The following is a 22,555-nucleotide window of genomic DNA, read 5'->3' on the forward strand; positions in this document are numbered from 1 at the left end:
TTGATACAGCTGGTCTTCACGTTTGCAGCATTGAACACAAAATGAGAATGATTAAGGGTTCAATGCTGTATTTTCTTATTGTGCCTAGGTAAAAACCGCAGAATAGCGCGCATCGAAAATTGCCAATTGTCGCATTTGCAGCAGGGAATGATTTATTTGCCTTGGAGGCTTCTCAATGCTGTGTCTTCACAGTACCGATACGTTGATAATCGATTTAGAGGTTTCGATGCTGTTGCTTGGGCGACGAACGGAATCCTCCTGCCGTTTTCAGCTCAAAATCGCTGCGATGATGGCGATGACGATAGGGCTGGAAACCGTGGAAATCAGCACGCCGTCACGCGCGAAGGTCATGCCGACATTGTAGCGGGCCGCGTAATTGTAGACGTTCTGGCCGGCCGGCAGCGCCGCGAGCACGACGCAGGCGTAAAGCACCTTGCCGCGGAAGCCCATAATGAAGAATGCAATCAGGAAAGCGATAAGCGGCATCACGACGTTTTTCAGGATCGTGACCCCGATCACGGCCGAACGCGAGCTCTTGTTCTGCATCGGCTTGGTGCCATGCAGCGACATGCCAAACGCCATGAGGATCATCGGCACCGCCGCCTGCCCGATCATGTTGACCGGGTCGTAAATGAACTTCGGAATCGGATAGAAACCAATCCATGCGCTTATCGCCGAAACCAGAATCCCGCCAAGCGAGCCGATGAGCAGCGGCTGGTGCAGCGGCTGCATCAGCGCCTTCTTGAGCGACATCTTGCCGGTGGTCGTATAGTCCAAGACCGTGAGCGCGATCGGCGTGAAAATCGCCTGCTGCATCACCAGAATCGGTGCGACCAACGCGGGGTTGCCGAGAATATAGGTGGCGATAGGCAGGCCGATGTTATTGGAGTTGAGATATAGCGAGTTGAGCGCACCCACCGTCGCGTCGGCAGGTCCCATATGGTAGAAAAGCTTGTTCAAAATCAGGAAAAGAACGCCTACGGCCAGCGCGGAGAAAAACGCGACAATGATCGAGGGATGGAAGATCTCCAGAATCGGTTCTTTCGAAAGGATTGCGAACATCAGAAACGGGTTGGTAACGAAGAACGCGTAGCGGTTCAAAACCATTTGGGCGGTTGGTCCGCCGACGTTGAAACGCGCCGCCACGTAGCCGGTTCCGATGATGACGGCGATGACCACAAATCCCTGCATCGCGCTCAGCAAACCCATGAATCTCTCTCCCTTGGCTGCGGCCTACATAAACCATGCCCTCCTTAATATAATCTCATGATTGGCGATTTGTGAAGACCCGTCTCAGAACATAATCAGCAGGGAACCATCGTTCGATATATTTGAGGGCATTATAGGCCGACGACATCAAACAAAATCTGACAAACAGTAGGGAATCCATTTGATTTCGCAGTCGGGCGCTGACAAGTAGCGAATGCTGGTCGTGTCCCGGATTTGGCAGATGTGTGAAATCTCGCCGCCGGTTCGCTAGGATAAAACCATGAGTTTGACGATAAAACAGGGAACCACGCGCAAAGCCGCACTCAACGGATTGTTCGAAGGCTTGATGAAGTCGTATTCCGTCTCCGACGACGAGACGGCGCTCGCCGACGATGTGGAGGCATTTCTGCGCGACCAGCCGCATTTGACAGTGCGCCGCATGGGGGACACGGTGGTCGCCTCGACTTCGCTCGGACGGGATCAGCGAGTCGTGCTTGCCGGACATCTTGACACGGTTCCGGTTATCGACAATTTCCCGCCGGTTTGGCTTAAGCCGGGAGACAAGCGTATCCGCGAGGATGTGGTGGCGAAAGCGGATCTGGGAGAACGCGTGATGTTCGGCCGCGGCGCCACCGATATGAAGGCCAGCGACGCCGTGATGCTCTATCTGGCGGCGACGATGACGGAACCGAAATATGACCTTACATATGTTTTCTATGACCACGAGGAAGTCGTGGCGGAAAAGAACGGCCTTGGTAAAGTCGCGAAGGCCCATCCCGAATGGATAGAGGGCGATTTCGCGATTATCGGCGAACCTACCGATTGCGGCATCGAAGGCGGATGTAACGGCACCATGCGTTTCGACGTCGTCACCCATGGCGTCGCCGCCCATTCCGCACGTGCTTGGATGGGGGAGAACGCCATCCACAAAGCCGCACCGGTCCTCGAGCGGCTTGCAGCATACGTTCCGCAGGATATCGAGGTGGACGGCCTGACCTACCGTGAAGGCGTCAACGCCACCCTGATATCCGGTGGTAAAGGCACCAACGTTATCCCCGATGAGTGTCGTATCCACGTCAACTATCGTTTCGCGCCCGACAAGGATCTGCCGGCCGCCAAGGCGCTGATGATGGGAGCCGACGCCGGAGCCGAAATGGGCAACGACGAGCACAAGGCTACCGGCGGCATGTTCGAGGGTTTCGATATCGAGATGAAGGATGAATCGCCTTCCGCCCGCCCAGGAATGGATGCCCCGCTCGCCGTTTCCCTGGCCAAGTTGGTCGAAGAGAAAACCGGTCTGAAGCCCCAAGCCAAACTCGGTTGGACCGACGTCGCCCGCTTCTCATCCATCGGCGTTCCCGCCGTCAATCTTGGAGCCGGCTCTCCGCTCTTGGCGCACAAGGCCGACGAGCAGATACCGGAAAGCCAGCTCACGCTGCTTGCCGAAATCCTTGAGGATTGGTTGCGTTAGCGGGTCAATCGATTGTTTGGTGGAGGCTTCGCGGGCAATTTTTACGTAGTTTGCGCCCTATTGACGCGCGATGGACGTATAATGAAAGTCGGTGATTCTGCAAGTTGCCGAATTCCGATGGCGTTGATCCCCTCGTGTGCTAATCCGCGAGTGTCGGTGTCCGCCGTGACGAACGTAGACTTTTAGATTGCCGGCTACAAGCGCGAGTGTTGCGTGGCCGCGGTGAGAGCGCGGTGTGAGAGCTGTAGACGGCCAGATAAGCCGACATGATTGCAGCATGTCGACGAGGAGCATTGTGCCCAGAGTAACCCGAGGCGGGGTCGAGCAAGTCGACGACGCCAAATTAAATGATACCAATTCTTCTTCATCCTCGTCTGCGGATAGCGAGTCCACAACACGTCGACGTACGGTTCGTCGTCGTGTAGTACGCGGTGCAGGCGCGGCGGGCGCCGACGTCGCCTTGAAAGTCGAGGAACGTGAAGGTGCCAAATCGGCAAAAGGCGAGGAAAATCCCGACGAAAACGGAACCGACGCACGCGCAGAAGCGCCAGGCACGAAGGCCGGCGGAACGGCCTCTTCTTCGCGTGGTGGCGAAACCTCGGCATCCGGCACGAGAAGAAGAACCCGTACACGTAGCCGTGTCCGTAGCGATGAAGACTCGAACGATGAATCGCAAACGCGCAGGAAAAATACAAGAAGCGAAGAATCCGAGGATGGATCGAACAAAGCTTCCCCCACAAGTCGTAGCCGCCGCACGAGCAGTGCAAGGTCACGTACCAGGTCTGCCGATTCCGTGTCAGACGGCGAACCCAAAACGCAAACCGACATCGAAACTACCGAGGATCGTGTCATTGACGCCGTCGAAGGACTGCCCAAAGGCCACGAAAGTCGTCGCACTCCTCGCCCGATGACGTCGTTGCTTTTCCAAGAGCCTGTGCTTCCCGGCGCAGGTGAGGATGACGGGGAAAGCGAAACGCCTCGCCGGCGTTCTCGTTCCCGCGCAGCTGATGATGACGAGGATGGCGAGAGCGGATCGCGTCGTTCCGGGCGTGGCAACCGTTCGCGGCGTGGTGCCGAGCGTGACGATGACCGTTTGGACGAAGAGCAGGAGGAGCGTCGGGGCAGGTCAAGTTCAAGACGCGGCAAATCCGATGGTCGCAATCGCGATTACGAGGATGACAATGAGAATTCCCCGCGTGTTTCCCGTCGTTCGCGCCGGTCGGATATTGATGACGATATTTATGATGAGGAAGCTGCCGAGCGCACCGAGCGCCGCACGCACCGCCGTCGCAGGCTCAATGCTGAAGAGCGTCATGCCGCCGACGAGGTTGAGCAGATTGAGGAAGACCTCGAGGATGATGACATCATCTATCGTCCGATTGATGACGTTGAGGCCGAACAGTCCGAAGCGCGCTCGCGTCGGAGGCGAGGCAGTGACCGTTCAAACGAGCGCAGTTCGCGTCGTACTCGAAGTGGACGCGGTTCCAGCCGCAGTGAACGTGATGATGACGAGGATGAGGAAGACGAGAACGAAAGCCGCAGTAGTCGCTCTCGTGGCTCACGCGGCGAGCGCGATGAGGATTCGTCGAGTCGTGGCGAGACACGCCGTCGCAGGCGCGAGTCCGATGAGGACAATGACGACCAGCCGCTGACCCGTCGCCGTCGCCGTCATCGTGGCTCCAAGAGCGATGAAAATGACAGCGGGCGCGATTCGTCGTCGCGTTCGACCTCGCGTCGCTCGCGTAAGCAGCAGTATATCGACGAGATCACCGATATCGAAGGCTCCACTCGTCTTGAGGCCAAGAAGCAGCGCCGCCGCGACAACCGCCGTGAACGCAGCCGTCAGAATCAGCTGATCGAGCAGGACTTCCTCGCCCGTCGCGAGAACGTCGACCGCTTGATGGTGGTGCGCGAAAAGGGCCAGCACACCCAGATTTCCGTAATCGAAGACAACGTGCTCGTCGAGCATTATGTTTCCGACATCCAGGAAGTCGCCACCGTCGGCAACATTTATCTGGGTCGCGTGCAGAACGTGCTGCCCAGCATGGAGGCCGCATTCGTCGACATCGGCCAGCCTCGCAACGGCGTGCTCTACGCCGGCGAGGTCAACTGGGACGCCACGCGTCTGGAAGGTCAGCCACGCCGCATCGAACTTGCCTTCAAGTCCGGAGACCCCGTTCTGGTACAGGTCACCAAGGACCCGATTGGCCACAAGGGCGCCCGCCTGACCTCGCAGGTCACGCTCGCGGGTCGTTTCCTCGTGCTCGTCCCCTCCGGTGGCATGACCGGTGTCAGCCGCAAGCTGCCCGAACGCGAACGCGGCCGGCTCAAGTCCATCGTCTCCAAGATCGCCCCGAAGGATATGGGCGTTATCATCCGTACTGCAGCTGACGGTGCCAGCGAGGACGCACTGAAGAAGGATCTCGAGAACCTCAAGCGTCAGTGGAGCAAGATTGAGGACAAGCGCAAGCTCTATCACAACGGCAAGCGCGCGAAGCTTCTGCAGGGCGAGCCCGACGTCGCTATCCGCGTGGTGCGTGACATCTTCAACGACGACTTCTCCAAGCTCATCGTCGAGGGCGACAAGGTCTACGAGCGCATCGAGGAATACCTTGACACCATGGCCCCCGACTTGAAGGATCGCCTCGAAAAGTGGGATCCGGAAGAGCATCAGGGCAAGGATGTCTTCGATAAGTGGCAGATCGATTCCCAGCTTCGCAAGGGCATGGAACGTCAGGTCTATCTGCCCAGCGGCGGTTCGATCGTCATCGACCGCACTGAGGCCATGACCACCATCGACGTCAACACCGGTCGGTTCATCGGCAAGGGCAAGTCGCTTGAGGAGACGGTCACCCGTTGCAACCTCGAGGCGTCGGAAGAGATCGCTCGTCAGCTGCGTCTGCGCGATATCGGCGGCATGATCATGATCGATTACGTCGACATGGTGATGCCTGCCAACCGCGACCTTGTGTTGCGGCGCCTGGTCGAATGCCTCGCGCGCGACCGCACCAAGCATCAGGTGGCCGAAGTCACCTCACTGGGCCTCGTGCAGATGACCCGCAAGCGCATCGGCCAGGGTCTGGTCGAGGCGTTCTCCGAGGAATGCCCGACCTGCAAGGGCCGCGGCTTCATCCTCCACGACGAACCCACGATTTCCTCTGATTATGCTGATCCCTATGCTATGAAGGGCGGCGATCCGTTCGTCCACACCAACAAGCATGGCCACGGCAGTGCTCCTGAAGTGCAGGCTCCGAAGGGCTCAAGCCCGGCAGTCAAGGCCAAGCTGGCACAGATTGCAGCGGCGGCGGTGGCGGCCAACGATGAGGAGAAGGAAGAGTCCTCCGATTCGGATGTGTCTTCTTCTGAATCGTCAGCCGACTAGGGCTGGGAGTCAGTTTGGGTTCCGTGTTTCGCTTTTGCCTTTCTTTGGTGAAATCGGGAACACAACACCCCAGGTTGGCCGCAACGTACCGACATGCCGTTAATATTGGTTGACGTTAGTACGTGGGTCGGTGTACTCTAAAAGACTGGTGTCTGGCCGTGGAAGTCGAAGACGTGCTGGGCAGTTTAGCTTTCGAAATAGCAAGGAACGAGATATGTACGCGATTGTGAAGGCCGGTGGCCATCAGGAAAAGGTCGAGGTCGGTGACGTCATCCTGGTCAACCGTCTCAATGCGAAGAAGGGCGATACCGTGGAGTTCCCGGTCGCGCTCGTGGTCGACGGCGCCAAGGTGACGCTCGCCGCCAAGGATCTTGCAAAGGTTTCCGTCAAGGCCGAGGTCGTTGACGATGAGGCCAAGGGTCCGAAGATCAACATTCAGAAGTTCAAGAACAAGACTGGTGTCGCCCGTCGCAAGGGTCATCGTCAGCCGCTTTCCGTCATCAAGATCACGGCAATCGCCTGATTTTTAGGTTACGGTAAATAAAGACTGAAAGGAACAGACAATGGCACATAAGAAGGGCGCATCCGCTTCCCGCAACGGTCGCGATTCAAGCGCACAATACCTCGGCGTGAAGAAGTTTGGTGGCGAGCCTGTCGTCGCCGGCAACATCATCGTTCGTCAGCGTGGCACCAAGTTCCACGCCGGCCAGAACGTCGGCACCGGCAAGGATCATACCTTGTTCGCGCTGTCCGACGGCAACGTGAAGTTCGGCGTTCGCCGCGATCGCAAGGTCGTCGACGTAGTCTCCGAGTGAGCAGTCGAGCTTAATTAGCTTTAACAAAAAGGTCGTACCCAGCGGGTGCGGCCTTTTTATGTATTTCGATGAGTTAGCTGTTGGTGTGCGCCGATAGCGGCTTTTGCCCAAAACGATAATCCCGCGGCTCGTCGGTGGGGGTATGGGAAGATGAATACCCACCGGTAAGGTAAGGAAATATGACAGACTTTGTAGATAGAGTGACCGTCCACGTCAAGGGCGGGGATGGCGGCAATGGTTCCGCAGGCGTGAAGCGTGAGAAGTACAAGCCATTGGCCGGGCCGAACGGCGGCAACGGCGGGGACGGCGGTTCCGTCATCTTTGTGGCTGATGCCAATGCCAACAATCTTTTGGATTATCGTTTCGTTCCGCACCGCAGGGCCGAAAGCGGCACTATGGGCTTGGGCGACACCAAAGACGGCTCGAAAGGTGCCGACGTGGTGCTGCCGGTTCCGCCGGGAACCGTGATTTTCGAAGCCAAGGGCGCGCAGGGCAAGGCCAAGCATCCTGGCCGTGAGCTGGCTGATTTGCGTCATGTCGGTGACAGATTCGTCGCCGCTGCAGGCGGCATGGGAGGCCTCGGCAATGCCGCGTTGGCCAACAAGACACGCCGTGCCCCCGGATTCGCGCTACTTGGTGAGCCCGGCGAGGAACGTGACGTAATACTTGAGCTCAAGTCCATCGCTGACGTGGCGTTGGTCGGTTTCCCGTCAGCCGGCAAATCCAGCCTGATTGCCGCGATGAGCGCCGCTAAGCCGAAAATTGCCGATTATCCGTTCACCACCTTGGTCCCGAACCTGGGTGTGGTCAGTCTTGAGGAATACCGCTATACGATCGCCGACGTGCCGGGCCTGATTCCCGGGGCTTCGGAGGGCAAGGGCCTGGGCCTTGAATTCCTGCGTCATATCGAGCGTACCGAAATCATCGCGCATGTCATTGATTGCGCCACGTTGGAGCCGGATCGTGACCCGATTTCCGACTATCACGCGCTGGAAGACGAACTGGCAAAATATGCTGCCCAGCTCAAGTTGCCGCTCGGTGTCATCCCGATTCCGGAACGTCCGCGCGTCATCATTCTCAACAAAGCCGACGTGCCCGAGGCCAAGGAATTGGCGGAATTCGTGCGCCCGGAATTCGAGAAGATGGGGTTGAAGACCTTCATCGTCTCCACCGCTTCGCACGAAGGTTTGAAAGAGCTCGGTTTCGCTTTGGGCAAGATGGTCACCGAACTGCGCACGAAGTTGGCCAAGGAAGAGGCTGAGCGCGATGAGGAACGCATAGTCATCAAGCCGTTGGAACAGCCGGTGCGTAGACGTCGGCGAGCCGATGATGAACGCGGCACATCGCTTGATTTCCATGTGGAGCGTGAAAGCAACCGGCGGGGAGCCGTATGGTTCACCGTCACCGGTACGAAACCGGAGCGTTGGGTGCGTCAGACTAATTTTGACAACGACGAGGCCGTGGGTTATCTCGCCGACCGTCTCGCCAAGCTTGGCGTCGAGGACGATTTGCGTCGCCACGGTGCCAAGCCTGGCGACGAAGTGCGTATCGGCAAGGGCGAGAACGCGGTCGCCTTCGATTGGGATCCGACCATCGCCGCGGGCGCGGAAATGCTCGACGGTGCCCAACTGGGTGCCCGAGGCAAGGATTTGCGCCTGGATGACGGAGCCGATGGCAACCGTGTCCGCCGCCGCACTAACGCCGAGCGTCGTCGCCAGTATCATGAGATGATGGACGCCAAAACCGCCGTGCGCGAGGCCATGCGTCAGGAACGCACCGCCGGCCACTGGGCCGACCCGAGCGTCGACGACGACCGTCACGACGAACATGCGATTCTCGGCGGTCATGACGATTTCGACGAGCAGGAAACCACTGAAAAATAAGGTTCATACGGCGGTTTTTGAGTGGTAACGGAAAGATAATGACGAAGCGTGGCTGAAATGTCGGAGACCGGAATGCAGACGGAAGCAAAGGTACGAGCTGCGGTGGCGAACGCGCGGACCGTGGTGGTCAAGGTCGGCTCCAGCTCGCTGACCAAGCCGTCCGGCCATTTGGATGTCGGCAAGGTCAGCGCTTTGGTCGAGGTCCTGGCACAAACCGCGAGACGTGGTACCCGCATGGTGCTGGTTTCGTCCGGTGCCATCGCAGCTGGTTTTGGTCCGTTGGGATTCGACGCAAGGCCGGCCGACGTCTCCACCCAGCAAGCTGCGGCATCGGTGGGCCAGGGCGTGCTGATGCAGCATTATGAGACCGGTTTCGCGCGTTACGGCGTGCGTGTCGGCCAGATTCTGCTCACTGCCGACGACACGATGCACGCTTCGCGTTATCGCAACGCTCAGCGCACGTTGCGGCGTCTTCTTGGCCTCAACGTGGTACCGATTGTCAATGAAAACGACGCGTTGGCGACCAACGAAATTCGTTTCGGCGACAACGACCATCTTTCCACACTGGTGGCCAATCTGGTGCGTGCCGATGCCTTGGTTCTGCTCACCGATGTTGATGGCCTTTATACCGCTCCACCTTCCAAGCCAAATGCCAAGCGGGTCGGTTTCGTGCCAGACGTCGACGAGATCTTGGACGAAGTCTCGGTGGCCGGCAGCTCATCCGGTGTCGGCAGCGGCGGCATGGTGACCAAGCTCGAAGCGGCCCGTATAGCAGTCAATTCCGGAATCCCTGTAGTGCTGACCAGCGCCGGTAACATCGCCGACGTTCTGAGTGGCAAGCCGACAGGAACGGCCTTCGCTCCGGCAGCTCACCGCGATTCTTCGCGCCGCCTGTGGATTGGTTTCGCCGCGAATCCGCGCGGTTCGCTGGTTGGTGACAAAGGCGCGATCAAGGCTGTGCTCGGAGGCAAGGCCAGCCTGCTTGCCGCCGGCGTACTTGAAGTCCACGGCGAGTTTTCCGCCGGTGACCCAGTTTGGATCGACGATGAAGACGGCAATCATATCGCCAAAGGCCTCTCCAGTTTCGATTCCGATGAGATTCCGCACACTCTCGGTCGTGACACCTCCCAGCTCAAGCGCCTGCTCGGCGAGGAATACGCCCATCCTCTGGTTCACCGCGATAATCTGGTCTTGCTGTAATCCTTCTCATTTCTCGTCTCAGTTTTTTGCATGTCGGATACACCAATTCGCCACAGCGGTCTAATCTGGTAGTGGAAAACATACCGAGAAACGCGGGAGATAAAAATGGCAGAGTGGCAGACGTTGAGTGACCGTATCAATTGTGTGGCGCCGAGCGCTACCTTGGCCGTGGATTCCAAGGCGAAGGCGATGAAAGCTGCGGGTGTCGACGTCATCGGTTTCGGTGCCGGCGAACCCAATTTCCCGACACCTGATTACGTGGTCGATGCCGCCGCAGCAGCTTGCCGTGACCCGAAGAACCACCATTACACCCCGACTCCGGGCCTGCCTGCACTTCGCAAGGCTGTTGCCGCAAAAACGCTGCGCGATTCCGGCTACGAGATTTCGCCAGACCAGGTGGTGGTGACCAACGGCGGTAAACAGGCCGTTTACGAAGCGTTGCAGATTCTGATCGACCCCGGCGACGAGGTCATCATTCCCGCTCCGTATTGGACCACATATCCCGAGGCCGTGAAACTAGCCGGCGGCAAGCCCGTGGTAGTCTTCAGCGGTCCGGAAAACGGCTTCGAACCAACGGTCGAAGCGTTTGAGGCCGTGCGTACGCCGCGCACCAAGGCCATCTTCGTCAATACCCCTTCGAACCCGACCGGCGCGGTCTGGAGCGAGGAAACGGTGCGCGAGGTAGGCGAGTGGGCCGTGGAGCACCACGTCTGGGTCCTGAGCGACGAGATTTACGAACACCTGACTTACGACGGTGAAAAAACGGCGTATATCGGCGCGGTGGTGCCGGAAGTCCGCGACCAGCTTATCGTCCTCAACGGCGTAGCCAAGACCTACGCCATGACCGGCTGGCGTGTCGGCTGGCTTATCGGTTCCGTTCCGGTGGCCAAAGCCGCCGCCAAGCTGCAAGGCCATATGACTTCGAACGTCGCTGACGTCTGCCAGCAGGCGGCTCTTACGGCGGTTTCCGGATCGCTGGATGCGGTGGCAATGATGCGTAAGGCGTTTGACAAGCGTCGCAAGGCCATTGTCGCCGGTCTCAACGCTGTCAATGGAGTGACTTGCCGTACCCCCAAAGGCGCGTTCTATGCTCTCGCCGATGTCACTGCGCTGCTGGGCCATCCGCTCGGCAAGAACGGCTCAGCAGCCAAGACTTCCTCCGAACTCGCCGAGCTGTTGCTTGATGAGGCCCACGTTGCGGCGGTCCCCGGGGAAGGTTTCGGCGCCCCCGGCTTCCTACGTTTCTCGTACGCGCTTGATGACGATGACTTGGCCGAGGGCATGCGGCGTTTTAAGGAATGGGTCGGCTGAGGTCATATCGTTTTACGCGAGATTGCTTGAAAATCTGAGTGGTTATCCGAATTAGGCGCGCCATAGCCTTATTTGGGCACGGCACAATTGGTCTTGCCGCGACACGAGGAGTGGACGAAACCACAGAAATGGGCTAAACTATTTCCTCGGCGGTTTATGTCGCATGGTCTCGTGCTTCGAGTATCGTAGACAGAGTTCACCTAGGGAAGTGGCGCAATTGGTAGCGCAACGGTCTCCAAAACCGTAGGTTGTGGGTTCGAGTCCCGCCTTCCCTGCCAAGTAATCACAAGCCAAACGAAGGACGGATATGGCGAAGGCACACGAGTCTGAAGAGAGCGTCAAGCCGAATATTTTCATGCGCATCGGCTTGTTCATCAAGCAGGTTATCGACGAGCTGCGTAAGGTTGTCACTCCAACCGCCAAAGAGCTGGCCGGTTGGTCTATTGCAGTGTTTATTTTCGTCGTATTGCTGATGGCGCTTGTTTCGGGAATGGATTTCGGTCTCGGCAAGCTGACTCTTTGGATCTTCGGCTGAGCGTAAACGATTTTAAAGGTGACTAACAGCATGGATAATGAAGTAAACCTCGAAGGCTTGGACGCATTGCCCGATTTGCCGGACGATGATCAGACTGCGGCGGCTTCCAGCGTTGACAGCGCGGCCGTTGACGCCGTTGCCGGTATCGAGAACGCGGGAGAAACCGAAAAGGCTTCCGACGATTCCGCAGACGCGGTTTCCGCTGAAGATTCTGAGGTGGCTGAAAATGCTGCCGAAGCAACCGATGACACGGATAGCAAAGCGGATGCTGACACCGCGGCGAATGCCGAAAGCGAGGATGCCGACGATGCCGGTGCCAAGGCCGTTAAGGAATTCTCCAAGAGCCTGCGCGGATTGGATGGCAAGTGGTATGTGCTTCATACCTATTCCGGCTACGAAAAGCGTGTGAAGGCCAACGTCGAGTCGCGTATCCAGAGCTACGGCCTTGAAGACCAGATTTTCCAGATCGAAGTGCCGATGGAAGAGGTCGAGAAGCATACCGATAAGGGCAAGAAGGTTGTCACCCGCGTGCGTGTGCCTGGTTACGTGCTCATCCGCATGTGGCCTGATGAGAATGCCCGCCGCATCGTTCGCGAGACGGAAGGCGTCACCGGTTTCGTAGGCCCCACCAAAGAGCCAGCACCGCTGAGCCGCAAGGATGTCGTCAAGATGATGGCGCCGATGATTGCTTCCGAAGCTCTCAAAGAGGCTGGCGACAAGCCTGCTGCAGCCAAGAAGCGCACCGTCGAGGTTTCCTACAAGGTCGGCGATCAGGTCACCGTCATCGACGGCCCATTCGCCACGATGGCCGGTGCTGTTTCCGACGTCGAGCCCACCACGCAGAAGCTCACCGTTCTGGTTTCCATCTTCGGCCGCGATACGCCGGTCGAGTTGGGCTTCAGCCAGGTCGAGAAGATCGTCTGAGTTTCGTTTCATTCAGTTTTCAGTAATGATGCCGCAGATCGCAAGGTCTGCGGCATTGTTTGTATCAGGGTTGTTGTTGCTGATTTGAGTAATGATGATTACTGAATCAGCATCGTTATTGTCGGGCTTACTTGGAATAATAGATAAGCTTGTGTCTGGAGGGGAGACCCGCTAGCACAGCACAGCAATATCAGTTGCGGGAGGAGACCCGTGGCACTTGATATACCGACGGTTTTACCGAGACTGACGATATGTTGGTTTCGGAATTATCACAGTTCGACACGTTGTCCATCGCGAGACGGCAACCAACAGAAACTGTCGGAACCCGATATATCGCAGGGTGTCGTGGGCGACCGTCATTACCGCACGGACAATGAAAAGGAGCCATTTTTATGGCTAAGAAAAAAGTCACCGCATTGGTCAAGGTGACGGTCGAGGCTGGCAAGGCCACCCCCGCACCGCCTCTGGGCCCCGCCCTCGGTTCGCATGGCGTCAACATCATGGAGTTCTGCAAGGCGTATAACGATGCCACTAAAGACAAGATGGGTCAGACCATTCCTGCCGTCATCACCGTTTACGAAGATCGTTCCTTCGACTTCATCCTGAAGACTCCGCCGGCCTCAACGCTTCTGCTCAAGGCCGCTGGTCTCAAGAAGGGCACCGACAATCCGCTGACCCACAAGGTCGGTTCTGTTACTTCGGCACAGGTCCGTGAGATCGCCGAGACCAAGATGGCCGATCTGTCCGCTCGCGACGTCGAAGCCGGAATGAAGATCATCGCGGGCACCGCCCGTTCGATGGGTATCACGGTCGAAGGCTGAGGGAGGAGACACAGATGGCTAACAAGCATTCCAAGAAATATCGTGAATCGGCCGAAAAGGTCGACGGCAGCAATCTGTACACCGCTTCCGAGGCAATCGCACTGCTGAAGAGCATGCCTGAGCGCGGTTTCGATGAGACCATCGAAGCCACCTATCGCCTGGGTGTCGACCCGCGCAAGGCGGACCAGCTGGTCCGTGGCGTGGTCAATCTGCCTAACGGCACCGGTAAGACCGCAACGGTCCTCGTGTTCGCACGTGGCCCGAAGGCCACCGAAGCCACCGAAGCCGGCGCCGATCTGGTCGGCGACGACGATATGGTCGCCAAGGTGCAGGGCGGCTTCCTCGACTTTGATGCCGTGGTCGCTACTCCCGACATGATGGGCAAAGTCGGCCGTTTGGGCCGCGTGCTCGGCCCCCGTGGCCTCATGCCGAACCCGAAGACCGGCACCGTGACCATGGACGTGGCCAAGGCTGTCAAGGACATCAAGGGCGGCAAGATCGAGTTCCGCGTCGACAAGAACGGCAATCTGTCGTTCATCATCGGCAAGAAGTCCTTCGATCAGAAGGCTCTGGAAGAGAACTTCCAGGCTGTGGCCGCAGAGATCAAGCGTCTGCGTCCTTCCACTGTGAAGGGCCGCTACATCTCCAAGGCGACGCTCACCTCGACGATGGGCCCCGGCGTGCCGCTGGACCTCGCCCCGCTCGTCTGAAGTGCGTGAGGCGCGCTAAAGCGTAGTCGAATCGATAAGTTGCCCGACACCCCGCAAGAGGTGCCGGGCAACTTTCGTTTTGCTTGGTTGATTTCGTTTCTTGGCGACTGTTCTGGTTTGCTTAGTTATTGGCCTATTTCTTCTTGAAACTTACCCTGAATCTTTCTTTATTATTTCTTTTCCATAAAACGTAATATCAAGAAATCTTGATTTTTCCTTGAAACGGCCTTTGGCCCTTGCTTTCTCCTCTTATTTTTTATATTCCTGAACCTAAGTTGGCAGGAGCCATTCCGGTTGCTTTTCTTTGCGATAGGAATTATTTGGAAGAACTAGAAGGTAAGCATGATGTTTGGGCGTGATAGAGAGGCGATTTACACAAGAGTCAACAACTATGGCGGTCACGCCATTCAAGGCGGCAAGAGGGGCGGTGGGGCCCATTTCCGACGTCGGTGGATCAGGTCCGACAGTTTGCTGACGCGATTTCTGATCCTGCTTTTGGCTGCCTGCATGATCGGCGTCGCCACCGGATTCGTGTTGCCGAAAGTAAGTAGACCGCTTGCCCAGATGACCGGCCAATACGTGGCGACCGGACCGGTGGCACAGGTGTTGGCGACGCTTCCCGTGGACGACCACCCGAGTACGCGCGGTTACAACCGTGATTCGTTTGGCTATAACACTACCGACGACGATGGCGACGGCTGCACCATCCGCGACGATATCCTGAAACGTGACATGACGGCGATTAAGTACAAGGCGCCAAGCGCTTGCCAGGTCAAGTCCGGAGCCTTGCAGGAGCCGTATACCGGAAAGTCCATCCGTTTTGTGCGTGGCAGGCAGACCAGCGCCGCGGTGCAGATCGACCATGTGGTCGCGCTCGAAAACGCATGGCAGTCTGGTGCCAGTAAGTGGGACGCGGCCACGAAGCAGCGCTACGGCAATGACGCATACAACCTATTGGCCGTCGACGGCCCGGCCAACCAGCAGAAGGGTTCCGCCTCCGCCGCGTACTGGCTGCCGACGAACCGCAGGTTTCGCTGTGCCTATGTCGCCCGCCAGATCGGTGTCAAACAGAAATATGGTCTTTCCGTCACCACCGCTGAAAAGCAAGCCATTTCCAAGGTTCTGCGAACCTGTCCCACTCAAGAGATCCCAAGGCAGTAGGAGAGGAAGCATTGCGAACAATGCGAGGGAAGCGGTGAAAACAGTAAGAAGGGAAGCCGGCTGTTACCGTTGCCGTGATGGGTTTGATGTGAGTCGTAGACCTGGGGATCTCGGATGATCGGCCAAATCTGCAAAACAGAAAAACGTGTAAAAGGAATCCCGGATTGGGAATTAAGCCAATCAACATAACAAACGAATATGAAAAGGCCGATGCATAATCCTCGTTTTTAAGGATATGTATCGGCCTTTGCGAAGGGCGGATTAAATCATGCTTGCTTGGCGTGCGCGTGGAAGCGGGGGACGCGGACGTGACGCAGGGTACGGTTGGCGAGGTCGCGGGCAGAGCCGGCGCCTTGGCCACGCACGCCAAAGAGAACGAGCAGCACCATGCCGAGCGCGATGACCGAGCTGATGATGAGCGATATCCTGATGCCCCAGACGTTGGCGAGGATGGCAGCATTATGGCGAGAACCCATCAGAGGCTTGAAGACCTTGGTGAACTCCTCCATCAGAATGACCAGGACCGGCGCGCCGATGGCCCCGGATATCTGCCGAACCGTGTTCGTGACGGCGGAACCTGCGGAAACGCTTCCGGGTGTCAAACAGTTGAGCGACCATGTCGTGATCGGCATCAGTACGAAGCCCATGCCGATCTGGCGCGTGAACTGGCAGATCGAGACCCACCAGATCGGCACATCCATGCCGATGAAGCTCATCATGATGGTGCCTGTCATCAATGTGAAGGAACCGATCAGAGCCACAGGACGTGCACCGAACTTGTCAAGCAGACGCCCGCCGCCAAACTGCGAGATGCATTGGCCGAGCGCGCCGGGAAGCATCACCAGGCCGGAAATCGTGGCGGAATAGCTGCGGTCGTTCTGGATGAAGAGCGGGATGATGACGGTGATGGAGCTGAAGGCGAAGAAGCTCATGGCGGCGGTGATGGTGCCGACGCGGAAGTTCTTGTTCTTCAAAACGGTCAGGTCGAGCAGTGGCGGCTGGAGCCTGCGTATCTTTTCGATTTGCTCGCGGACCTTGGGCGTCTTGAAATGTTCCTCAAGTTTGGCGGCGGAATCAGGGTCGGCGCGCAGGCGCTTGATGGCGGCACGCAGCTCCGCCACGTTCTGCGGGCGATCAGCTTCTTCCTGCAGGTGCTCGTTCTTTTCGAGACCGGCAAGAAGCTCCTTTAACTGGGCCTTGTAGCGCTTGGCTCCCTTGAGCTGGCGGACAACGAACCAGACGATGCCGACGATGCCGACGGCCATTGGCAGCCAGACCACGGGAGCGGTGAATGCGTAGGCCTCGATATTGGTGAAGCCGAAAAGCAACCCGCCGAAACCGATGACCGAAAGACACACCGAGAAGAAGTCGGCCTTCACCTCGCTGTCACGCTCGCCGAAGTTATGCAGGAAGAAGATGGCGAGTACCAATGCAATGGCGCCGACGATGGTCAGCGAAACGAAAATCGAGCGCCAGCCGTTCGCATCGGTCTGCCAGCCGCCGAAAGTCGGGCCGATGGCAGGGGCCACGCTCATGGCCACGCCCACGGTGCCCATGGCCATGCCGCGTTTCGACATCGGGTAGACCGAGAAGACGATGATCTGCAGCACCGGCCACATCACGCCGGAGCCGATGGCCTCGAGCGTACGTCCGGCGAGCACGAGGATGAAGGATGGACCGAACCAGGCCAGTATCGAACCCAGCGTGAAGATGGTCATCGAGGCGATGACGATCTGGCGGGTGGAGAAGCGGCGGGTCAAGTAGGCTGTCAACGGCACCATGACGCCCTGCACCAGTTGGATGACGGAGGTGAGCCACTGACCGGTGGTCACGTTGATGCCGAACTCATGGACGATGGTCGGCAGGGCGGCGCTCAGTTGCAGCTGGGTGAAGTTGCCGATGAAGGTGATGAAGGTGAGGATGGCGATGGAGACGAAGGCCGCGTGGCTCAGGTGCCCGTCGACGTAGGATTCCTCTTTGGTGAGGGCTTTCGACAAGGATGGTTTCGAAGGAGATTCTGCCGATGCTTGCACAGGGTCGGTCACGATCAGTCACTCCTTCTTTGTTGCGCTGAAATTTTCATCATTACCTGCATACGTTTCCCACTATATTCAAAAGCATTCGATTATGATTTATGCGGAGAAGAAACATCTCCGTTGCCGCTTATTAACCCGGTTCAGATTACACCATCAGCCGGATGGCTGAGGCTGGAAGTGTCGCACTCTGGGTACGCACAAAAGAGCGGACGCAGTAAAGTGAAAGTGTCATACACTTACTGCGGAGAGGGTCCTGCATCGGGAACTGTTACCTTCGCGCACCGCAAACAGCGGACATCACACGCCAGTGCCGCGGAAAACGGCCATGACGGTCTTGAGCAGAATGGCGATATCGCCGGTAAACGACCAGTTCTCGACGTATGAGATGTCGAGCTGTTCGCTTTCCTCCTGACTCAAGGCATTGCGCCCTGAAATTTGCCATGGACCGGTGATGCCCGGCTTGACCAAAAGACGTGCGGAATAAAGCGAACCATATTGATCCACCTCGTACTGCTGTTGCGGTCGAGGACCGACGAGGCTCATATCACCTTTGAATACGTTGAAGAACTGAGGGAATTCGTCAAGCGATGTCTTACGAATGAAATGCCCGAACTTGGTGACGCGTGGATCGTCTTCGGCCTTGAAGAGGATGCCGTGCGCGTTGCCGGTTTCCTCGGCCACCTCTTCGTCGTATTTGTCGGCGTTCACGCTCATCGAGCGGAATTTGTAGAGGGTGAACGGTTTGCCGTAGAGCCCGATGCGCTGCTGGGAATACATGGCGGGGCCGCCATCCTGAGACTTGACTCGGATGGCGACGAAGGCCATGACCGGCGAGGAGACGATGATGGCGAACGTGGAGCCGACAATGTCGAACACCCGCTTAAGTACCCTGGTCAATGTGGAATACTGCGGAAGGCGGGCGGTGAGCATCGGCATTGAGGGATTGCTGCGTAGATGAAGCTGCGAGGAGGCGATGTCGGCGACGTTGGCCATGAACGCGAGCTCGATGCCCATGGATTCTACGGCCAGTGAGAAGGTGCGCATCGTCTCGGAATAGCGGGACATGACGTCGGCTATGAGAATAGCCTGCGAACCGAGCTCCTTGGCCTTTTGCGGCAAGTGGGAATCCATCGGCAATATCCGCAGGTCTTTTTCCTCGGGGCAAGTGGCGCTGAACGGTACCGAAACGAGCTGCTGGGCATCCGGAGAGTTTTGATTTTCAACGCTATCGGAGATGGAAACCACGGGGCAGACGGCGATGGGCCTGTAGCCCATTCCCGGGTTTTCCTTCAGTTGCGCGATGACCTTGTGGATTCCCTCGGGGGAGCCGACAATCACAGTGTCATACATATAGGTATCTTTGCGGCGGTGCCGATGCAAAGAACGGCGCATGATCCAACGCTCAAGCAGCTCCAGCATGCACGAGAAAATCGGTATGAGGATGGTCAGGGAGCGCGGAATGTCGAGCTTGAAAATATAGCTGAACATGCAGATAATGACGAAATCAACCAAAGCGGCGTTAAGAATCTTACTATAGAGCTCATAGCCCTCGCCCATGGCGTGACGGTGGTAAATATGTTGCGAGGCCAAGCTGACCAACCAGGCGACGCAGATGAGAATCAGAAATTCGTTGAGTCGTCTTGAACCTGAGCCGTCATCTCGCAGATTCGCGTAAGCATCGGTATCAAAGAACAACACTCCCGTGGTCGCCAAAAGCGTCATCACTACATCGAGCACAATAAGCGTCGTGTTGAACACGAAACTCCATTTGGGAATGGAATAGCTTAGCAGCTGATGGTTGGCGGTGGCCTTTGAATGGAATTTGCCTTTGCTGTCCGAAAGGAAATATGAACCGTCGAAGAAGCTGTTGCCTACGGATTCGTCTCCGCGGTGCGGACGTGAGGAAGCTGTGCGTTTCCTGTGTTGGTTTGCAAAGCGAGTTTGCGGATTTTGTTCGATTTTCAAGGCTTTATTGTTCATCTGATCGGCATCAGAGGACCGTACAACCGGACCCGACTCGACTCTCTGTGCCACGATGTAACCTCTTCTGTCGCATGAAACCGCTCACACCATAATACATAGCTCATAGGCAAATAAGGCATTTTTGCCTCTTTTTCGGCGTGTGCCTGTTTCGCTACCTTGCATAGATATTTTATTGCTATGGCACCCGATATCCGCATCATTGTCCTCTACTTATACCGAATCTGTGCAGAATTTGCGCTAAAGCCTTGAAATCCAAGGTGGTAGTGCATAATGGTTCATTGTTATATCGGTGAAGGGAAGTATCATGCGTGAACCACGAGGCAGGCATTTGGCGGCCACCAGACCTATGCGTCGGCATCGCGCCTGGCCATGGGTGCTGTTGGTGATATTCGTGCTGTTGGTTGCAATGGCTGGGTTTGGGGCATATGCCGCCAAGACGATGTACAGCCAGGCCAAAGAGGTAAAGGCCCACGAGCAGAATGCTGTGACGATGCTCAGCGGTTTTTCGGGTACAAATGACCTCAATTCCCTCGATCAGGTTTCTCAGAAACTACCCCAGGTGCAAAGCGAGACCAAACAGGCCAATGACATTGCGCATGGGACGTTATGGAACTTGGCTGCCAAAGTTCCGCTTGTCGGCAATGACATCAAAACGGTGCAGGGCATGGCCTCGACCGTCGACGATATTACGCACGATTCCATTCCCCAGTTCATCAATGTTGTCGATCAATTGAAATCGGCGAAACTGAGTGAAGGCGATGGGCAGATTAACCTTCAACCCATTCTGCAAGCTCAGCAACAGATAAAAAAGGCTAATGACTCAATGCAAGGCGAAGTGCGGGCATATCACCAATTGCCTGCGCAAAAGGCGAAATTGGGGATGGTGCGCAAGGCTTACGATGCTTCTGATAAGAAACTCGATTCTTTGGCTGAAAAAATCGACGAACTTTCCAAGACCTTCCAGATTGTTCCGGACTTTCTCGGAGCTAACCAGTCCCATCATTATGCTGTGATGTCTATGACCACTTCCGAGGTCCGTTCCGGTGGTGGCCTCGTTGGTTCGATTGGAAGCTTGACGACGAACAACGGAAAAATCGCGGTTGGCGATTTTCAGCCCAATACCGTATATATCCCTTACGGTCCGGGCAAGCCAACCGATAGTGAGATGGAAATATTCAACACGTGGGGGCCGGAGCATATGTCCCTGGATGTTCGTGATCTGGCTGCTGCCCCGGATACAGCACGGACGGCGACCATGATGCGAGAGATTTGGGCGAAGACGCCAGAAGGGGCGAAGGAACCTATCGATGGAGTCATCACCATCGATCCTGTATTCCTGCAAAAACTGATAAGTATAAATGGGAATGTCAAACTATCCAACGGCCAGGTACTTGATGGTCAGAACACGACAGAATATCTTCTGAATACGGTGTATAAGAAATTCAGTCCTGAGCAGCAGGATGTTCTCTTTGGAGAAGTCGCCACACAGTCGATAGGGAATATGTTCTCAAACTTGGACTTCCAGAAACTTTCCCAAATTGCAGGGATCATGGGGAACATGGCTCGTTGGCGTCATTTCACTGTGTACTCTTTCGATAAGCAAACGGAACAAAAATATATGGAGAATGGGTACACCGGGCAAACTCCAAGTAGTGAGGAGAATCCCGAAGTCGGCGTATATGTCAATGAACAGAATGTGTCCAAAATGAGCTGGTACATTCATCGCACTTCGAAGATTACCCGAACGAGTACTAATGCCACCGGGGCTCGTAAGTATCATGTCGATTACACGATGACCAACACCATGACCAATGCAGAACTGCAATCTGTTCCGCATTACATTATGGGAGTTGGTGGCGTGCCTCTTGGCTCAGGTGCTGAAAAAACTCTGATTTATGCTCCTGCCGGCGGCAGCATATCCAATCTCACTTTCAAGGGGGAAGCCACAACGCCCAAGCAAATGACGTTGAACGGCAAACCGTTGTACGCAAGTCTTGCAACAGTAATGCCGGGTGCCACGGTGACTTTCTCCTTCGATGTCACGACCTCGCCAAAGACGGTTTCGGATTTGCAGCTTGATCAGAGCCCGATGGGTTGGGAAGATCCCGGTGTTACCTACGTCAACGGTTCTAGTCAGAAATAAATAATCATTAGTACATTTAGCGGAGGCCAATACAGTGGGGCAAGTTTCAGCATCGGTAAGTCTGGTTATTCCGACGTTAAACGCTTCTCAAAGCATAAGTGAATTGATTGGTGCCCTTAACAGGCAATCCCGGCCGTTGGATGAGGTTCTGGTGATTGATTCGAGCTCTGACGATAATACGGCGGATCTGGCAAGAGAATCCGGAGCTCAGGTAACCGTTATTCCACGTTCCGAGTTCGATCACGGGGGAACTCGGCATAAGGCCTTTTTGATGGCCAAAACCGATTATGTTCTCTTTATGACTCAGGACGCTCTTCCTGCGAATGATCAGTATGTAGAGAATTTGTTAGAGCCTTTCAGCGATGAAAGAATCGCTATGGTCTCAGGGCGCCAATTACCGCGAGCGGACGCTCGGCCTTTTGAAAGACTGGTTCGTGCGTTTAATTATCCCTCGGTTTCATTCGTTCGGGACTTATCTGATTTACCGACTCTGGGAATCAAAACGTTCTTTGCTTCAGACGCTTGCAGCGCATATCGGCGTACAGCCTATTTGGACTGTGGTGGTTTTGATAACCCGTGCAACACGAACGAGGATATGCTTATGGCCTCGAAGTTCATCGGGGCTGATTACAAGGTGGCTTATGCGGCGAATGCAGAGGCCATCCATTCCCACAATCTTTCGTTCAGGCAACAATATCGAAGAAATAAAGAGATCGGTATCTTCCTGAAAAATCACAAGACGGAGTTGATGAACGCTTCGGAATATGGCGAGGGGAAACGCATGGTCTTGTATGTGCTGAAACATCTGTGCGAAGATAAACATTATGGAGAGATCCCGCCTTTCTTCCTTGATTGCGTTGCAAGATATTGCGGTAATAAAGCGGGTAAACTCAGTTAAACAAATTGTCGGCATGTACTATGTTCTGCCACCTGAATGCATGATGATTGGTTTGTGGAAGACCATTGAATCT

General features: G+C 56.2%; 17 protein-coding genes and 1 tRNA gene. 15 read left to right on the plus strand and 3 right to left on the minus strand.

The window, feature by feature from the left end:
* Window positions 1-267: 267 nt before the first annotated feature.
* On the minus strand, window positions 268-1,209 hold the full coding sequence (locus PT279_RS01680) for an AEC family transporter (RefSeq protein WP_277164834.1): 942 nt from the start codon (window positions 1,207-1,209) through the stop codon (window positions 268-270).
* A 280-nt stretch (window positions 1,210-1,489) separates the two neighbouring features.
* Between PT279_RS01680 and dapE the strand changes: the two genes are divergently transcribed.
* From dapE to PT279_RS01745, 13 genes are all read left to right on the plus strand, one after another.
* Window positions 1,490-2,680 (plus strand): succinyl-diaminopimelate desuccinylase, encoded by a 1,191-nt coding sequence (gene dapE / locus PT279_RS01685; protein WP_277164836.1) that lies wholly within the window; start codon window positions 1,490-1,492, stop codon window positions 2,678-2,680.
* Window positions 2,681-2,957: 277 nt separating this feature from the next.
* Window positions 2,958-6,062 carry an Rne/Rng family ribonuclease gene (locus PT279_RS01690; RefSeq protein WP_277164838.1) on the plus strand — a complete coding sequence of 1,035 codons (3,105 nt, stop codon included), beginning with the start codon at window positions 2,958-2,960 and terminating at the stop codon, window positions 6,060-6,062.
* Between the two features lie 214 nt (window positions 6,063-6,276).
* Complete coding sequence (gene rplU, locus PT279_RS01695) at window positions 6,277-6,585, plus strand: 50S ribosomal protein L21 (RefSeq protein WP_277143582.1); 309 nt, start codon at window positions 6,277-6,279, stop codon at window positions 6,583-6,585.
* Between the two features lie 40 nt (window positions 6,586-6,625).
* Complete coding sequence (gene rpmA, locus PT279_RS01700) at window positions 6,626-6,877, plus strand: 50S ribosomal protein L27 (protein ID WP_277149079.1); 252 nt, start codon at window positions 6,626-6,628, stop codon at window positions 6,875-6,877.
* A gap of 179 nt (window positions 6,878-7,056) precedes the next feature.
* Window positions 7,057-8,760, plus strand: coding sequence for a GTPase ObgE (gene obgE, locus PT279_RS01705; RefSeq protein ID WP_277164840.1), 1,704 nt, complete (start codon window positions 7,057-7,059; stop codon window positions 8,758-8,760).
* Window positions 8,761-8,832: 72 nt separating this feature from the next.
* Window positions 8,833-9,960 (plus strand): glutamate 5-kinase, encoded by a 1,128-nt coding sequence (gene proB, locus PT279_RS01710; protein ID WP_277165212.1) that lies wholly within the window; start codon window positions 8,833-8,835, stop codon window positions 9,958-9,960.
* A gap of 105 nt (window positions 9,961-10,065) precedes the next feature.
* Window positions 10,066-11,271 (plus strand): pyridoxal phosphate-dependent aminotransferase, encoded by a 1,206-nt coding sequence (locus PT279_RS01715; RefSeq protein WP_277164842.1) that lies wholly within the window; start codon window positions 10,066-10,068, stop codon window positions 11,269-11,271.
* A 202-nt stretch (window positions 11,272-11,473) separates the two neighbouring features.
* A tRNA-Trp gene (locus tag PT279_RS01720) sits at window positions 11,474-11,549 on the plus strand.
* 29 nt (window positions 11,550-11,578) lie between these two features.
* Complete coding sequence (gene secE / locus PT279_RS01725) at window positions 11,579-11,806, plus strand: preprotein translocase subunit SecE (protein ID WP_277164844.1); 228 nt, start codon at window positions 11,579-11,581, stop codon at window positions 11,804-11,806.
* Window positions 11,807-11,836: 30 nt separating this feature from the next.
* Entirely contained in the window at window positions 11,837-12,730 is an 894-nt protein-coding gene (nusG, locus tag PT279_RS01730) for a transcription termination/antitermination protein NusG (RefSeq protein ID WP_277164846.1), read from the plus strand.
* Between the two features lie 392 nt (window positions 12,731-13,122).
* Window positions 13,123-13,551, plus strand: a complete 429-nt coding sequence (gene rplK / locus PT279_RS01735) for a 50S ribosomal protein L11 (protein ID WP_277164848.1) — start codon at window positions 13,123-13,125, stop codon at window positions 13,549-13,551.
* Window positions 13,552-13,565: 14 nt separating this feature from the next.
* A complete protein-coding gene (gene rplA / locus PT279_RS01740) occupies window positions 13,566-14,261 on the plus strand; it encodes a 50S ribosomal protein L1 (RefSeq protein WP_277164850.1) in 696 nt (231 codons plus the stop codon).
* A gap of 483 nt (window positions 14,262-14,744) precedes the next feature.
* The gene (locus tag PT279_RS01745) at window positions 14,745-15,422 is read left to right on the plus strand and encodes an HNH endonuclease family protein (RefSeq protein ID WP_348519361.1); all 678 of its coding nucleotides are present in this window, start codon (window positions 14,745-14,747) and stop codon (window positions 15,420-15,422) included.
* A gap of 266 nt (window positions 15,423-15,688) precedes the next feature.
* Here the strand turns inward: PT279_RS01745 and PT279_RS01750 are convergent, their stop codons facing one another.
* Window positions 15,689-17,467 (minus strand): MDR family MFS transporter, encoded by a 1,779-nt coding sequence (locus tag PT279_RS01750; RefSeq protein WP_277164854.1) that lies wholly within the window; start codon window positions 17,465-17,467, stop codon window positions 15,689-15,691.
* A 288-nt stretch (window positions 17,468-17,755) separates the two neighbouring features.
* The gene (locus PT279_RS01755) at window positions 17,756-19,492 is read right to left on the minus strand and encodes a sugar transferase (protein ID WP_277164856.1); all 1,737 of its coding nucleotides are present in this window, start codon (window positions 19,490-19,492) and stop codon (window positions 17,756-17,758) included.
* A gap of 253 nt (window positions 19,493-19,745) precedes the next feature.
* Between PT279_RS01755 and PT279_RS01760 the strand changes: the two genes are divergently transcribed.
* Together PT279_RS01760 and PT279_RS01765 are read left to right on the plus strand one after the other, a co-directional pair.
* The gene (locus tag PT279_RS01760; protein WP_277164858.1) at window positions 19,746-21,584 is read left to right on the plus strand and encodes a DUF4012 domain-containing protein; all 1,839 of its coding nucleotides are present in this window, start codon (window positions 19,746-19,748) and stop codon (window positions 21,582-21,584) included.
* Between the two features lie 34 nt (window positions 21,585-21,618).
* Window positions 21,619-22,482, plus strand: coding sequence for a glycosyltransferase family 2 protein (locus PT279_RS01765; RefSeq protein ID WP_277164860.1), 864 nt, complete (start codon window positions 21,619-21,621; stop codon window positions 22,480-22,482).
* Window positions 22,483-22,555: the final 73 nt, after the last annotated feature.

Source organism: Bifidobacterium sp. ESL0784 (genome assembly GCF_029433295.1).
In the GTDB taxonomy this organism is placed as follows: domain Bacteria; phylum Actinomycetota; class Actinomycetes; order Actinomycetales; family Bifidobacteriaceae; genus Bifidobacterium.